The organism is Camelimonas abortus (assembly GCF_042432745.1).
In the GTDB taxonomy this organism is placed as follows: Bacteria; Pseudomonadota; Alphaproteobacteria; order Rhizobiales; family Beijerinckiaceae; genus Camelimonas; species Camelimonas abortus.
Genome location: NZ_JBHLWR010000006.1, coordinates 1,070,319 through 1,085,463, shown reverse-complemented (window position 1 = coordinate 1,085,463; position 15,145 = coordinate 1,070,319). Strand labels below are relative to the sequence as shown.

Genomic DNA, 15,145 nt, shown 5'->3' with positions numbered 1-15,145 from the left:
CGGGCGTCCGCCCTCGCCGCCAGGGCGCCGGCGCGCGGGTCAGTGACGCAGCGCCACCGGGTCTGGGGCTCCGTTTTCGTCCAGCTCGTAAATTTCCGTCGCCATCAGGCCGCGGCCGGAATGGCCGTAGCGCACCGCGACCGCCTGCCCCGGACGCAGGCCGGAGACGCCGCAGCGGCGCGCCACCTCCATGTGCACGAAAATGTCCGGCTGGCCGGCGCCGCATGTGACGAAGCCAAACCCGCGCAGGCGGTTGAACCACTTCACCGTGGCGGCGTGCAGGCCGCTCTCCGGCGTCACCTGCGCCCGGGTGCGCGGCCGGTTCTCCGCCGGATGCGCCGCCGCGCTCTCGTCGATGGCGATCACCTGCACCGCATAGAGGCCGCGCGCGCCCGTGGCCGCCATGCAGCGCACATGCGCGCCCTCGCGCACGGCGCTGCGGCCGTCGCGGCGCAGCGCCGCCGCGTGCAGCAACACGTCCGGGCCGTGGTCGCGGGCGATGAAGCCGAAGCCGCGCGCCGTGTCGAACCATTTGACGCGGCCGTGCACCTCCTCCAGCGCGCCGTCCGGAACCGGCCCGTCCATGCGCATGCGCTCCCTGAGGCCGGAATCATGGCCGGGGCTGGCCGTGTCCGCGTCATCTGCGCCGGGAACTGGTCTGTCCTTCATCCCGCTCCACCTTCTGCACGCATGATGCGGAGCCTCCGGGACGCCCCGCAGGCCCGGGCGCTCAGTTCAGCCGCAGCAGCGGCTCGAGCGCGTCGCCGATATCGGCGTGGATCACCAGGGTGGCGGCGTCGTCCAGCGGCGTCGGCGTGCGGTTGAGAATGATCACCCGCGCCCCGCTCTGGCGGGCGATCAGCGGCAGCGACGCCGCCGGGTGCACCACCAGGGACGAACCGGCGACAAGAAACACGTCGCAGTCCATGGCCAGTTCCTGGGCGCGGCGCATCTCCCGCTCCGGCATCGCCTGGCCGAAGGAGATGGTCGCCGTCTTCACGATCCCGCCGCAGCTGTCGCAGACCGGCGGCTCGCCCGTGGACTCGAATTTCGGCCGGATGTCGGCCAGCTCGTGCCGCAGGCCGCATTCCAGACAGCGGGCGTAGGAGCCGTTGCCATGCAGCTCGATCACCTGCCCGGGCGGCGTGCCGGCCGCCTGGTGCAGCCCGTCAATGTTCTGGGTGATGACCGCCGCCATGCGGCCGGCGGCGCACAGATGCGCCATCACCCTGTGGCCCCGTCCTGGCCTGGCGTGGCCGTAAATGTCATCCATGGCGAATTTCCTGCGCCACGCCTCCCTGCGCGCCTCGGGACTGGAGATGAACGCGCTGAAATCGATCGGCGCGTGCTTCAGCCACGGGCTGTCGGGGGACCGGAAATCCGGCACCCCGCACTCCGTGGAGATGCCGGCTCCCGTGAACCCGACGATGCGGCGGGCGTTGCGCAGCATGTCGTGCATCCTGGCGATGTCTTCGCGCGTCGTCTCACTCAACTCTCCGGCGCCCATCAAACCATTCTCCGGCCAAACCATCCTGCGGCGTCGCGACCGGACGCCCCGCGCCTGGGGCCGCCCCCGCGGGGGGCGAAGCCCGTCCCGGCGGCGAATCCGCGCTCCGGCCAACGGTCGGGCCATATGCCCCGACAGAGGCCAAATTGCAGCGCATTCTCCACAGCCACGTCCGGACCATTCCGGCGGCGCGCTTGCGCGCCGCCGCCGCGGCCTGTATAGCTCGCCTCACCTCACCGACGGAGCGCCCATCGTCTATCGGTTAGGACGCCAGCCTTTCACGCTGGAAAGAGGGGTTCGATTCCCCTTGGGCGCGCCACCGGCTCCAATTTCAGCACAGCTCGCCGCGTTTCGCCACTGCGCCCGTCCGGACGCGGTGGTTTTTGTCACGCGCCGGCTCCTCCGGAGCGTCCGTCTTTTCGCGCCGCCTGCTTGCCCGGCGCCCGCGCCTGTCCCAAAATCCGCTGCCGCTGCCGCGCCGGCGCCCGTCAGGACGGCCGGGCCAGATAATAACCAGATAATAAAGGGACCGGGATGGAAGCAGTTTTCAGGGTTGAGGGCGGCCGCGAGGCCGGCAGGGTGATCGCCAGCGCGCACGCAGGCGGACCGTGGGATCCTTCAATGCAGCATGGCGGCGCCCCGTCCGCCTTCGCCATCTGGGCGGCCGAGCAGGTGGAGACGCCGGTTCCCATGAACGTGGCGCGGCTCACCATGGAGCTGATGCGCCCCGCGCCGGTGGGCGAGCTGGAGTACGCCGTCACCGTGCTGCGCTCCGGCCGCAAGATCCAGCTGGTGCAGGTGCTGCTGCGCGCCGGCGGCCATGAGGTGGCCCGCGCCCACGTCATGAAGGTGCGGGCCGCGTCTGTCACGCTGCCCGATTACGTCGACATGGCGCAGCTGGCGCTGAAGGCGCCGCCGCCGGAGGAATGCCGCGATCCCTCCCCCGGCATCGGCGTCAACAACCCCTTCGTGCGCTGCATGACCCTGAAGCTGGCGAAAGGCGGCTTCGAGGAGCTGGGGCCGGCCTCGGTGTGGTTCCGCGCCGACCGGCCGGTTGTGGAGGGCCACGCCACCACGCCGGCCATGCTCGCCGCCATCGCCGGCGATTTCTGTAACGGCGTCGCCTCCTCGCTTGATTTCAGCAAGTGGACCTACATCAACAGCGACCTCACCCTGTCGCTGCTGCGGCCGCCGGAGGGCGACTGGGTGCTGGTGGACGGCCACGCCGAATTCGGCGATTCCGGCGCCGGCCTTGCGGTGGGCCGCCTCGCCGACCGGCGCGGCTATTTCGGCCGCACCCTGCAGAGCCTGGTGGTGGAGCCGCGCTGAGTCGCGGCGCCGCCCCGCGCCGGCTGCATGACAGGGCGGCGTCCGCGTCCTTGCCGGGAGCCCGTACCGGCGCCCAACATGGCGGCGCCGGGCGGCCGCCCGGCCCCGGATCGCAGGAAACGGCCGCGACAGCCGCCCGGAGGCGGCCGGGAAACAGCCGGCAAGGCGCCGCGCCCCCGGGGGGAACGGCCGGCGTCGCGCAGGGAGAAACGCAAGGGTCATGGCGAGCCAGGGTCACAGGGGGGCGGCATGAGCGCGCGCGCCGGGGGACGGTCCTTCCATGTCATGCTGGCAGCCATGGCGTCGGCGTTCCTGCTCAGCCAGGCCTACCGCACCTTTCCGGGCGTCACCGCCGGCCAGATCGCGGCGGAGTTCAGCCTCACCCAGAAACAGGTCGGCGAGTTCGCCGCCGCCTTCCACCTCGCCTTCGCGCTGATGCAGGTCGGCGTCGGCGTGTCGCTGGACCGTTACGGGGCGCGCCGCACCCTGCTCGCCTTCTTTTCGCTCACCATCGTCGGCGCGGCGGTGGCCGCCACCGCCGGCGGCTTCACCCAGCTGATGATCGGCCAGACGCTTATCGGCTTCGGCTGCGCGCCTGGCCTGCTGGCGTCGCTGGCTTTCATCACCCGTTACCTGCCGCCGGAGCGGCTGTCGGCGGTCTCGGGCATGATCATGTCGGTGGGCGGCGCGGGCACGTTGCTGACGGCGACGCCGCTGGCCTGGCTGGTGGAGCACTGGTCCTGGCGCGCCGGCCTCGTGGCGCTGGGGCTGATGTCGGCGGCGTCGGTGGCCAGCTGCCTGCTGCTGGTGGAGCGCGATCCGCCCATGCCCGCCGCCAGCCGCGAGAGCATCGCCGGCTCGTTCCGCAACCTCGCCTCCGTCGCCCTGCAGCGCCATGCGGCGGCCATCCTGCTGCTTGCGGGGGTGATCTACGCCGTGCAGATGTCGGTGCGCGCGCTGTGGCTGGCGCCGCTGTTCACGGAGCGTTTCGGCTATTCGCTGGTGGCGGCCGGCAATGTGGTGCTGATGATGTCGGTGGCGATGATGGCGGGACCGGCGCTGTTCGGCCGGCTTGATCCGGGGCCGCGCCGGCGCCGGACCATGATCCGCTGCTGCGGCCTCGTGCTGGCGGCGCTGCTGGCGGCGCTGGGCCTTGCGCCGGCCGGGGCGCCGTGGCTGGCGGTGGCGCTTTGCCTGCTTCTGGCGGTTGAAGGCGGTTTCGGCGTGCTGCAATACTCCGACTGCCGGGATTCCTATGGCCCGGAAGAACAGGGGCGCGCCCTCTCCGCGCTGACCATGGCCATGTTCCTGGGCGTCGCCGTGATGCAGTGGCTCTCCGCGGTGGTCGCGGGCTGGGCGGCGCTCGCCGGCCACGACCCGCTGGCCACGGCCTATCTGTTCCTCGCCGGCATGGTGGTGGCGGGCGTCGCGGCCTTCACCTTCCTGCCGCAGCCGCCACGGCTGGCGGCACTGGCGCATGGGGCGGAGCCGGCGGGCGCCCGGCCGCAGCGCGGCTGACGGCGCTCCCCTGTTGCCCGGGAACTTTCCTCCGGCGACGGCGGTTGCGGAGCGACAGGCTCCGGATCCGGGAGAATCGCGCATGGTGAAATCAGGGTTGTTCGCGGGCGCCGCCGCCGGCGCCCTGCTCCTGCTTGCAGGCGTTTCCGGCGCCTGCGCGGGCGGCGCGCGTCACGCCGTCCCGACCTGGGATCATCCCCTCGACGTGCGCCATTGCCGGCGGGTGGCGCAGGTGAGCCCGCCGACGCCCGCGCAGGGCGGATTCGGCGCGGCGGTGGCGGCGATGCGGCGGGCGACGCTGGCCGCCGGCGGCACCGACCTGGAGCTGCGCCGCCACGGACGCGACTGGTCCGTGGTCACCGGCGTGGCGTGGGACTGCAGCCGCGCGCCCTGGCGGGGGCGCCGGTCCGGCCCCGCCGCCGCAGCGCCGGGCGCGGGCGGGACAATCCGGCGGGCGTGACGGCGCGGGGCATTGGCATTTTGGCTTCCGCGCGCGATACAGCGGTGCATGACCACTTCGTCCCAGAACCATCACGGCGGCGACCGGCCCGCCGGCGCGGAAAACGCGGCCGCCCGCTGGCGGCGCTTCAGCTGGTCCTTCGCTGGCGTCGCGGCCGTGAGCGCGGCCGCCCTGTTCGGCTTCACCGTCGCCATGGATCCTTACGGCGTGTTCGCCAGCCCGCAGCGGCCGCCGACGGCGATCATGGACATCAACCAGCGCTACATGTACCCGCAGGTGGCGCGCAGCGGCCGTTTCGACTCCGCCATATTCGGCACCTCCACCATGCGGCTGGTCGATCCGCAGCGGCTGGACGCGGCGGTGGGCGGGCGCTTCGCCAACCTCGCCATGAACGCCGCCACCCCGTGGGAGCAGATGCAGCTGGCCGGCCTGTTCCTGCTCAACACGCCGCGGCCGAAGGCGCTGGTGTTCGGCGTCGACCGCCACTGGTGCGACGCCGACGCCGACGACGAAAAGAAAAAGGTCACCTTCCGCTCCTTCCCGCCGTGGCTCTATGACGGGGATCGCGCCTTCGACTTCATCCACATGTTCGATTTCCGCAGCCTGGAGATCGCCGTGCGGGTGGCGGCCAACCGGCTGGGCCTGATGAAGGAGCGCATCCGGCCGGACGGCTATGAGGTGTTTACCCCGCCCGAGGACCGCTACGACCTGGAGCGGGCCCGCGCCCATATCTGGATGAAAAAGCCGGACGTGACGCCGGTGGAGCCGCCGGAGCCGGTGACGGCGCAGACGCGGGCGTCGTGGCGCTTTCCGGCGGTCGCCTGGCTGGCGGAGCTGCTGGAGCGGACGCCGGAGGAGACGCGCGTGGCGGTGGTCTTTCCGCCGGTGCACGTGGCGGCGCAGTCGCGGCCGGGCACGGTGGAGGCGGCGCGCGAGGCGGCGTGCAAGCAGGCCATCGCGGCGACGGCGTTCCGTCATGGCGGCGTGGTGGTGGACTTCCGCTTCCCCAATCCGGTGACGCGCGAGGACAGCAATTATTGGGACAGCGTGCACTATCGCCTGCCGGTGGCCGCCCGCCTCACTGACGACCTGATCCGCGCCCTGAAGGGCGAGCCGGTGGCCGATCCCGAATTCGCCCGCGAGAAGACGCCCGGCGCGCCGCGGCCCGGGGACGGAGCCGGCTGAAGCCCGGCGCCAGCTGGATCCCGGGGCCGGCTGAAGCCGGGAGGCGGCTGGCAGCCCGCGGATGGCTGAAGCGCGCCGCCGGCCGTGCCCCCTTCCGCCCTGTCCGGACGGCGGGCGGAACAGCGGCGCGCGGACGGCTCAGCCCTGGCGCTGCTCCGCCTCGCCGCGCGCCCAGCCTTCCCTGGTCTCGGCGATGAAATCGTCGAGACGCCCGGCGGCGATGGCCGCGCGCATGCCGGCCATCAGCTCCTGGTAATAGGCCAGGTTGTTCCAGGTGAGCAGCATCATGCCGAGGATCTCGCCGGACTTCACCAGATGGTGCAGATAGGCGCGGCTCCACCGGCTGGAGGCCTCGCAGGGCGAGGTCTCGTCCAGCGGGCGCGGATCCTCGGCGTGGCGGGCGTTCTTCAGGTTGACCTTGCCGTGGCGGGTGTAGGCGAGGCCGTGGCGGCCGGCGCGTGTCGGCATCACGCAGTCGAACATGTCGACGCCACGGCGCACGGACTCCACCAGGTCGTCCGGCGTGCCCACGCCCATGAGGTAACGCGGCCGGTCCTCGGGCAGCGCCGGCGTCACCACGTCGAGCATGGCCAGCATCACCTCCTGCGGCTCGCCCACGGCGAGGCCGCCGATGGCGTAGCCGTGGAAGCCGATGTCGATGAGCCTCAGCGCGCTCTCGATGCGCAGCTCCGGCACGTCCGCGCCCTGCACGATGCCGAACACCCCCTGGCCCGGCAGGCCGCGGAACGCCGCCTTCGAGCGCTCGGCCCAGCGCAGGCTGAGGCGCATGGCCCGCTCCGCCTCCTCCCGCGCGCACGGCATGCGCACGCATTCGTCCAGCTGCATCTGGATGTCGGAGCCGAGCAGGCCCTGGATCTCCATGGAGCGCTCCGGCGTCAGCTCGTATTTCGTCCCGTCGACGTGCGACTGGAAGGTGACGCCTTTCTCGGTGATCTTGCGCAGCTTCGACAGGGACATGACCTGGAAGCCGCCGGAGTCGGTCAGAATCGGGTGCGGCCAGTTCATGAAGCGGTGCAGGCCGCCGAGCCGCGCCACCCGCTCCGCGCCCGGGCGCAGCATCAGGTGATAGACGTTGCCCAGCACCACGTCGGCGCCCAGCTCCTTCACCTGTTGCGGATACATGGCCTTCACCGTGGCGGCGGTGCCCACCGGCATGAAGGCCGGCGTGCGGATCTGGCCATGGGCGGTGGTGATCACGCCGGAGCGGGCGCGCCCGTCCCGCGCCCGCAGTTCAAAGGAAAAGGCCGGCGCCGCGCCGGGGGACTGCTCACTTGCCGTCAACGCGCTGCTCACGTGCGGACTCTCCTGCGATGTCGCCGCCATGGCCGCCTCACGCCCCGTCCGCCCGGAACAGCAGGCTGGCGTCGCCATAGGAATAGAACCGGTAACCCGCGCCGATGGCGTGGGCGTAGGCCGCCTGCATGGTCTCAAGGCCGCTGAACGCGCACACCAGCATGAACAGCGTCGACCGGGGCAGGTGAAAATTGGTCATCAGCACGTCCACGGCGCGGAAGCGGTAGCCGGGCGTGATGAAAATGTCGGTGGCGCCGCTCCAGGCGCGCACCTCGCCGTCCGGGCTCTGGCCGGCGGCGCTCTCCAGCAGCCGCAGCGAGGTGGTGCCCACGGCGACGATGCGTCCGCCCCGCGCCCGCGTCTCGCAGATGCGTTGCGCCGCCTCCTCGCTGATCTCGCCGGTTTCGGCGTGCATGCGGTGGTCGTCCGTGTCCTCCGCCTTCACCGGCAGGAAGGTGCCGGCGCCCACGTGCAGGGTGACGAAGGTCCGGCCGATTCCCGCCGCCTCCAGCTGGCCGAACAGTTCCGGCGTCATGTGCAGGCCGGCGGTGGGCGCGGCCACGGCGCCGTCCCTGCGGGCGTAGACGGTCTGGTAATCCTCGCGGTCGCGGGCGTCTTCCGGCCGCTTGCTGGCGATATAGGGCGGCAGCGGCGTCATCCCCACCAGCTGCAGGGCTTCGTCCAGACAGGCGCCGGCGAGCGAAAAGCGCAGCAGCACCTCGCCGCCTTCGCCCTTCTCCTCCACCCGCGCCTCCAGTTCGCCGGCGGCGCAGGCCGGGCTGGCGCTCTGATACGGCGAGAAGCGCAGCGCGTCGCCGGCGACCAGCCGCCGGGCCGGGCGGGCGAAGGCGCGCCAGACGTCCGGCGCCTCCCGCATGTGCAGCGTCACCTCCACCCTGGCGGCGGCGTCGCCGCGCAGGCGCGTGCCGGCAAGCCGCGCCGGAATCACCCGCGTGTCGTTGAGCACCAGCAGGTCGCCGGGGCGCAGCAGCTGCGGCAGGTCGCGCACCCGCCAGTCGCTGAACTGCGGCGGCGCGCCCGCATGGCCGGGGCGCACCTGCAGCAGGCGGGCGGAATCACGCGGCTGCGCCGGGCGCACGGCGATGGCGCTCTCGGGCAGCTCGAAATCAAACAGGTCAACTTTCACGCCGGTCGCTCCGCGGGCGTCGCCGCCCGCCAGCTCCTGCCGCCGGCCTGGCGGCGCAGGGGCCCTTTCACATGTTTCCGCGTCACGCGCCTGCGCGCTTTCGCCAGGGGCGCCGTCCGCCCTTCGCGAAAACGCGTCCCGGGCGTCCCGGCCGCGCCGCCGCCTTGCGGCGTAGCCGTGACGGCGCCAGCTCCGGAACGCGGCCGTCCGCCTTCCGGAACGTCGCCCGGGCAAGGCGAATGGACGCGGGAGGTCCCGCGCCCATGGCCGTTTCCTGAAAAGGCCGCCCGTGGCTCAGGCGGCGGTGCGGGCGGTGATGATGCGGTCCGGATCCTGCACGGGCTCGCCGCGCCTGATCTGGTCCACCACCTCCATGCCCTCGATCACCTGGCCCCAGACCGAATACTGCCGGTCCAGCCAGGGCGCGTCGGCGAAACAGATGAAGAACTGCGAGTTGGCCGAATGCGGATTGGCGGTGCGGGCCATGGAGCAGGTGCCGCGCACGTGCTTCTCGTCGCTGAATTCGGCCTTCAGGTCCGGCAGGCTGGAGCCGCCCGTGCCCGTGCCATGCGGACAGCCGGTCTGGGCCATGAAGCCGTCAATGACGCGGTGGAAGGCCACGTTGTCATAGAAACCCTGGTTGGCCAGCGTGCGGATGCGCTCCACATGGTTGGGCGCGAGGTCCGGGCGCATGCGGATGACCACCCGTCCCTTGGTGGTCTCGAGGATGAGGGTGTTGTCGCTGTCGCTCATGAGAGTTCTCCTTGCCGGAATGCGCGGCGACCGGACGTCCCTCTCCGGGTCCGGACCACACGTTCGGTATTGCGTTCGCCGCCGGCGGCGCGACGCAGCGTCGTGGCGCTGTTAGCCGGCCCGCGCCCCAATGTCGAGCGCCGCCGCCGCGGCGCCCCTCCGCCCGGCGGCGGAGAAGGCCGTGACGGCGCGGCGGACGGCGGCGGTCACTGCCCCGCCGGCGCCATCTCCATTTTCACGATCCGGTCAGGGTTCTCGACCAGGCCGTTGCGGGCCGGATCGCCCTTCCTGATCCTGTCCGCCACGTCCATGCCGGAGATCACCTCGCCGACCAGCGTGTATTTGCCGTCGAGGTGCGGGGCGCGCCCGTACATGATGAAGAACTGCGAATTGGCCGAATTGGGCGAGGCCGCGCGCGCCATGCCCACCGCGCCGCGGCGGAAAGACTCCTGGGAGAACTCCGCCGGCAGGTCCGGCAGGTCCGAGCCGCCGGCGCCCGTGCCGGTGGGATCGCCGGTCTGGGCCATGAATCCCTCGATCACCCGGTGGAACGGAACGCCGTTGTAAAAGCCCCGCTTCGTCAGCGTCTCGATGCGTTCGGCGTGCTTCGGGGCGAGATCCGGCCGCAGGCGGATGACGATGCGGCCATGGCTGGTGTCCAGGTTGACCACCGGCGCCTTGCTGGCGGCCTCCCGGCCGGATTCCGCCAGGGCCGGCGCGGCGAACAGCCCCGAAACCAGGCAGGCGGCCAGCGTCGTGACGAGTGCATGCTTCACGCGGGTTTCTCCTTGTTGGGCCGCGGCGGGCGCGGACTCAGGCTTTCGCGGCGAATTTCGCCGCGAGCCGGCGGGCCACGCCCTCAGGAACGAACAGGCCGACATTTCCGCCCATGGCGGCGATCTGGCGCACCAGGGTGGCGGTGATGGGGCGCGCCGCCGGCGAGGCCGGCAGGAACACCGTCTGCACCTCGGGGGCCATGGCGCCGTTCATGCCCGCCATCTGCATCTCGTAGTCGAGATCGGAGCCGTCACGCAGGCCGCGGATGATGAGCGTGGCTCCGGCCTCGCGGGCGGCGTCGACGGCCAGACCGCCGAAGGTCACCACGTCGAGGCGGGTGTTGAAGCTCTCGGCGATGGCGCCGCAGGACTCGCGCAGCATTTCCTCGCGCTCGGCCACGGTGAACAGCGGCTGCTTGCCGGGATGCACGCCGATGGCGACCACCAGCCGGTCGACCATGGCGCAGGCGGCGCGGATGACGTCAATGTGGCCGTTGGTGACCGGGTCGAAGGAGCCCGTGTAGAGCGCAGTTCGGGTCATGTCTCACCGTAGCGTCGCGAAACCAGGTTGGGCGATGCGGCGGCGCGCGCGCGCCGGCCGGTTGTTTCTACACGTTCGTTTCGCCCGGCGCCATGCGCGCGCCCTGCAGGCGGCGCGCGGCCGCCTGCGGCCGGCGCAGGGCGCCCTGCCGGCGGGCGCAGCAGGCGCCTGCCGGACAGCCGGCGGAAAGCCGCCGCATGTTCATGGAAAATTCAAATTCTTCAATTATTTATATTAAAATTCAGACAAACGGGATCAGGTATGGCGCTGATCCGTCGCGCCCGCATTCGGCTGCCTGTTGCTCCTCCGCAGTCGCGCCGGCGCGCGCCTGACCGGCCGCAGCGGGCGCAAGGGCCGCCGCCTGCGCCGGCGGCGCCGTTTCTGAACGGAAAAACATGCAGTTACCGGCAGTTGTGCAGAATTTCCAGGAATCTGCGCGAGCCATGGTCAGCTCATGAACTGCACGTCGACCACGCCCTGGATCGCCCGCAGGGCGCTCGCCACCTGGGGCGACGCCAGATATTTGCCCTTGAGCTTCAGCTCCACTTCCTGGCCGGCGTCCTCGAGCATCAGGATCAGCGACACCTCGCTGTCGCCGCGCTCGCGCAGGCGCCGTTCGATGCTGGCCAGCGGCCGGGCGTCGCGCACGAAGATGCGCAGGCCCTTCTGGTGCCGGGCCACGGCGTCGTCCAGCGGCTCCACGCTCTGGATGCGGGCGCGCACGTCCTCGCCCTCCACCGAGCCCTGCAGAATCAGCACCAGCGGTTTGCCCGGCTCGAACAGGTCGCGGTACTGGTTCAGCCCCTCGCTGAAGATGATCGCCTCAAACTGTCCCGACTGGTCGGAGAAGTTGATGACGCCCATCTTCGAGCCGCTGCGGGTGCGCCGCTCCTGCCGGTCCAGCACCGTGGCCGCCACCCGCCCGACGCCGCCGCCGCCGGAGCGCACCGTGCGCACGAACTGGCTCCAGCGCTGCACGCGCAGCTTCTCCAGCAGCGCGCCGTATTCGTCCAGCGGGTGACCGGTGAGGAAGAAGCCGACGGCGTCGTGCTCCTTCTGCAGCCGGTAGGCCGGCAGCCACGGCTCGTAATCGGGAATGCGCAGCGGTTCGGGCGCGGCGCCGGCGCCGCCGAAGAAGTCGCTCTGGCCGATGCTGGCCGCCGCCTGGGCGCGGTTGGCCACCGCCAGCATCGGGTCTATGGCCGCGGTGGCGCGGGCGCGGTCAGGCTCCAGCTCGTCAAAGGCGCCGGCGGCGATCAGCGCCTCCAGCGTGCGCCGGTTGACCAGCTTCGGGTTAAGGCGGGAGGCGAAGTCGGCCAGGTCGCGGAACGGCCGGTCGCCGCGGGCGGCGACGAGCGATTCCACGGCCTGCACGCCCACGCCCTTCACCGCCGCCAGCGCGTAGCGGATGATGCTGCCGTCGGGGCCGTGCGCCACCTCGAAGGTGACGCCGGAGCGGTTGATGGACGGCGGCTCGACGCGGATGCCGAGCCGCTCCGCCTCGCGGCGGAATTCCGACAGCTTGTCGGTGTTGTCCATGTCGAGCGTCATCAGCGCCGCCAGGAACTCCACCGGATAGTTGGCCTTGAGATAGGCCGTCTGGTACGCCACCAGGGCGTAGGCGGCGGCGTGGCTCTTGTTGAAGCCGTAATCGGCGAAGCGGGCCAGCAGGTCGAAGATCTCGTCGGCCAGCGCCCGCGGAATGCCCCGCTCCCCGGCGCCCTCGACGAAGCGCACGCGCTGCGCGTCCATCTCCGACTTGATCTTCTTGCCCATGGCGCGGCGCAGCAGGTCGGCCTCGCCCAGCGTGTAGCCGGAGAGCTCCTGCGCCACCTGCATCACCTGCTCCTGGTAGACGATGATGCCGAAAGTCTCGCGCAGGATCGGCGCCAGCTTCGGGTGCAGGTACCACTTCTCCTCCGGCTCGCCCTGGCCGTGCTTGCGTTCGCAGTAGACGGGGATGTTGGCCATGGGGCCCGGACGGTAGAGCGCCACCAGGGCGATCAGGTCCTCCAGCCGGTCGGCGCGCATCTCCGCCAGCGCCTTGCGCATGCCGGCCGACTCCACCTGGAACACGCCGACCGTTTCGCCCCGGCCGAGCAGCTCGTAGGTCTTGCGGTCGTCGAGCGGGATCCGCGAAAGGTCCACGTGCACGCCGCGCTGCGCCAGCAGGTTCACGGCGGTGCGCAGCACCGTGAGCGTTTTCAGGCCAAGGAAGTCGAACTTCACCAGACCCGCCTGCTCCACCCACTTCATGTTGAACTGGGTGACGCGCATCCCCGACTTGGGATCCCTGTAGAGCGGCACCAGCTCTTCCAGCGGGCGGTCGCCGATCACGATGCCGGCGGCGTGGGTTGAGGCGTGGCGGTGCAGGCCCTCCAGCTTCTGGGAGATCTCCAGCATCTGGCCGACCACCGGATCGTCCTTCGCCGCCTCGGCGAGGCGCGGCTCGTCGGCCACCGCCTGGGCCAGGGTCACCGGATTGGCCGGGTTCTGGGGCACCAGCTTGGTGAGCCGGTCCACCTGGCCGTAGGGCAGCTCCAGCACGCGGCCGACGTCGCGCATCACGCCGCGCGCCTGCAGGGTGCCGAAGGTGATGATCTGGGCCACGCGCTCCTCGCCGTAGCGGCGCTGCACGTATCTGATCACCTCGTCGCGGCGGTCCTGGCAGAAGTCGATGTCGAAGTCCGGCATCGACACGCGCTCCGGATTGAGGAAACGCTCGAACAGCAGCTTGAAGCGCAGCGGATCAAGGTCGGTGATGGTGAGCGCATAGGCGACCAGCGAGCCCGCGCCCGAGCCGCGCCCCGGCCCCACCGGAATGTTCTGCGACTTGGCCCACTGGATGAAGTCCGACACGATCAGGAAGTAACCGGGGAACTTCATCCGCTCGATGATGGACAGCTCGTATTCCAGCCGCTGCTCGTAATCCGCCACGGTGAGCCCTTCGGCCGGGCCATGGGCGTCGAGGCGCGCCTTCAGGCCGGCGACGGCGCGCTGGCGCAGGTCCTCGGCCTCGTCCATGTCCTGGCTGAAGCGCGGCAGCATGGGCTTTGTGGTGCGCAGCCGCACGCTGCAGCGCATGGCGATCTCGACGGTCGACTCGAGCGCCTCCGGCAGGTCGGCGAACAGCTCGCGCATCTCGGCCCTGGTGGCGAAATGGTGGCGCGGCGTCACCCGCCGCCGGCGTCCGTCCGAGAGCAGCCGGCCTTCGGCGATGGCCAGCAGCGCGTCATGGGCCTCATAGTCATCCGGCGATGAAAAATAGGGCTCGTTGGTGGCCGCCAGCGGCAGGCCGCGCCCGTAGGCCAGGCGGATGAGCTCGCGCTCGCGCGCCTGCTCGCCGTCGCGGCCATGGCGCTGCAGCTCCACATACAGCCGGCGGTCGAAGATCTGCGCCAGCTGCTCCATGCGGCGGGCGGCGACGTCATCCTGCCCGTCGGCCAGCGCCTGGTCCACCGGCCCGTCCGGGCCGCCGGTGAGCGCGATCAGCCCGGCGGCGTGGCTGGCCAGAAACGGCAGCTTCACATGGGCGGGCTCGCCGGGCTGGGCGTCGAGCCACGCCTGGCTGGTGAGGCGCAGCAGGTTGGCGCGCCCCTCCTCGGTGGCGGCCAGCAGCACGATGGACGGCAGCCGCCGGCCTGGCTGGGGATGGCGGCCGGGCTGCTCCTCCGCCTCCAGCTGCACGGTGAGCTGCAGGCCGGCGATGGGCTGGATGCCCGAGCCGGCGAATTTTTCGGAAAATTCCAGCGCCCCGAACAGGTTGTTGGTGTCGGTGAGCGCCATCGCGGGCTGTCCGTCCGCCCTGGCCAGCTTCTCCAGCGTGGGGATGCGCATGGCGCCTTCGAGCAGCGAATAGGATGAATGCACGTGCAGGTGCACGAATCCGACGTCGCGAAGCAGCGTGGACATGGCGCGTCCTTCCTGAAGCAGCCGGGCCGGCCCCGCGACGCGGAGCGACGGCGCCGTCAGGGTGGATAGCGTGACAGAAGCCGCCGGCCAACCGCAATCCGGACCCGCCCTGTTTGCGGCCGCCGCACCGCCTCCGCCGGGCTTCCCCCGGGCGCCGGCGCGGCCGGCGGCGAACCGCATTCCCGGCCCCGCCCGCGCCGCGCGCCGGTCCCCGGCGCTTGTCCCGGACGCGCGCCTGCTTCAGGCGCGCCCCTGCCTTCTCCCGGCGGCCTCCAGGCCGCATCCTGGCCGCGCAGCGCCCCGGCCGCCAGGCCCCGCCGTAACACGGCGCTCCCGCCGGCGAACCGCGCGACCGCCGCCTGTTGCGGCGCGGCCGGTTCAGACGCCGGCCGCCACCCCCGCCCAGACGCCGATCATGGCGACGAAAAGACCTAGGGCGGCGAGTTCGGCGGCTCCACGAACGATCAGCGTCAGCATGGCGTCCTCCATCTGTGTATGACCTGAGTATGTTCGCTGTTTGTTCTGGTGACAAGCGCTGGTGATGTTTTTGTTTTGTTCCCTGTCCAACATGGTAAATTCCGGCGCCGCGCGCGAGACAACGCACTGGTTTCATTGCGAACTCCGCCGCGCGACGCGGTCCGCCTCCCGCCGGCCGGCGCCCCGGCGCGGCCCGGTCTGGCGGGCGCTGTTGATGACGCGGGCG

General features: G+C 71.4%; 12 protein-coding genes and 1 tRNA gene. 5 read left to right on the top strand and 8 right to left on the bottom strand.

What is annotated here, in order from left to right:
• Positions 1-39: 39 nt before the first annotated feature.
• Positions 40-669: a cold-shock protein gene (locus ACFFJB_RS07090; protein WP_376830549.1), complete on the bottom strand. Its 630-nt coding sequence runs from the start codon at positions 667-669 to the stop codon at positions 40-42.
• A 61-nt stretch (positions 670-730) separates the two neighbouring features.
• Positions 731-1,507: an SIR2 family NAD-dependent protein deacylase gene (locus ACFFJB_RS07085; protein WP_376832578.1), complete on the bottom strand. Its 777-nt coding sequence runs from the start codon at positions 1,505-1,507 to the stop codon at positions 731-733.
• 244 nt (positions 1,508-1,751) lie between these two features.
• Here ACFFJB_RS07085 and ACFFJB_RS07080 point away from each other — a divergent pair.
• From ACFFJB_RS07080 to ACFFJB_RS07060, 5 genes are all read left to right on the top strand, one after another.
• Positions 1,752-1,826: transfer RNA gene (locus ACFFJB_RS07080), tRNA-Glu, on the top strand.
• A gap of 215 nt (positions 1,827-2,041) precedes the next feature.
• Positions 2,042-2,836 carry a thioesterase family protein gene (locus ACFFJB_RS07075; RefSeq protein WP_376830548.1) on the top strand — a complete coding sequence of 265 codons (795 nt, stop codon included), beginning with the start codon at positions 2,042-2,044 and terminating at the stop codon, positions 2,834-2,836.
• A 285-nt stretch (positions 2,837-3,121) separates the two neighbouring features.
• Positions 3,122-4,354 (top strand): MFS transporter, encoded by a 1,233-nt coding sequence (locus ACFFJB_RS07070; protein WP_376830547.1) that lies wholly within the window; start codon positions 3,122-3,124, stop codon positions 4,352-4,354.
• An 82-nt stretch (positions 4,355-4,436) separates the two neighbouring features.
• Complete coding sequence (locus ACFFJB_RS07065) at positions 4,437-4,814, top strand: hypothetical protein (RefSeq protein WP_376830546.1); 378 nt, start codon at positions 4,437-4,439, stop codon at positions 4,812-4,814.
• 48 nt (positions 4,815-4,862) lie between these two features.
• Positions 4,863-5,999 carry a hypothetical protein gene (locus ACFFJB_RS07060; RefSeq protein WP_376830545.1) on the top strand — a complete coding sequence of 379 codons (1,137 nt, stop codon included), beginning with the start codon at positions 4,863-4,865 and terminating at the stop codon, positions 5,997-5,999.
• Between the two features lie 138 nt (positions 6,000-6,137).
• Here ACFFJB_RS07060 and tgt read toward each other — a convergent pair whose 3' ends face one another.
• From tgt to dnaE, 6 genes are all read right to left on the bottom strand, one after another.
• On the bottom strand, positions 6,138-7,313 hold the full coding sequence (gene tgt / locus ACFFJB_RS07055; RefSeq protein ID WP_376830544.1) for a tRNA guanosine(34) transglycosylase Tgt: 1,176 nt from the start codon (positions 7,311-7,313) through the stop codon (positions 6,138-6,140).
• A gap of 37 nt (positions 7,314-7,350) precedes the next feature.
• Positions 7,351-8,460 (bottom strand): tRNA preQ1(34) S-adenosylmethionine ribosyltransferase-isomerase QueA, encoded by a 1,110-nt coding sequence (gene queA / locus ACFFJB_RS07050; RefSeq protein ID WP_376830543.1) that lies wholly within the window; start codon positions 8,458-8,460, stop codon positions 7,351-7,353.
• Positions 8,461-8,754: 294 nt separating this feature from the next.
• Positions 8,755-9,213, bottom strand: coding sequence for a peptidylprolyl isomerase (locus tag ACFFJB_RS07045; protein WP_376830542.1), 459 nt, complete (start codon positions 9,211-9,213; stop codon positions 8,755-8,757).
• 206 nt (positions 9,214-9,419) lie between these two features.
• Positions 9,420-9,989 carry a peptidylprolyl isomerase gene (locus tag ACFFJB_RS07040; RefSeq protein ID WP_376830541.1) on the bottom strand — a complete coding sequence of 190 codons (570 nt, stop codon included), beginning with the start codon at positions 9,987-9,989 and terminating at the stop codon, positions 9,420-9,422.
• A gap of 37 nt (positions 9,990-10,026) precedes the next feature.
• Entirely contained in the window at positions 10,027-10,530 is a 504-nt protein-coding gene (gene coaD / locus ACFFJB_RS07035; RefSeq protein ID WP_376830540.1) for a pantetheine-phosphate adenylyltransferase, read from the bottom strand.
• A 447-nt stretch (positions 10,531-10,977) separates the two neighbouring features.
• Positions 10,978-14,442 (bottom strand): DNA polymerase III subunit alpha, encoded by a 3,465-nt coding sequence (dnaE, locus tag ACFFJB_RS07030; protein ID WP_376830539.1) that lies wholly within the window; start codon positions 14,440-14,442, stop codon positions 10,978-10,980.
• Positions 14,443-15,145: the final 703 nt, after the last annotated feature.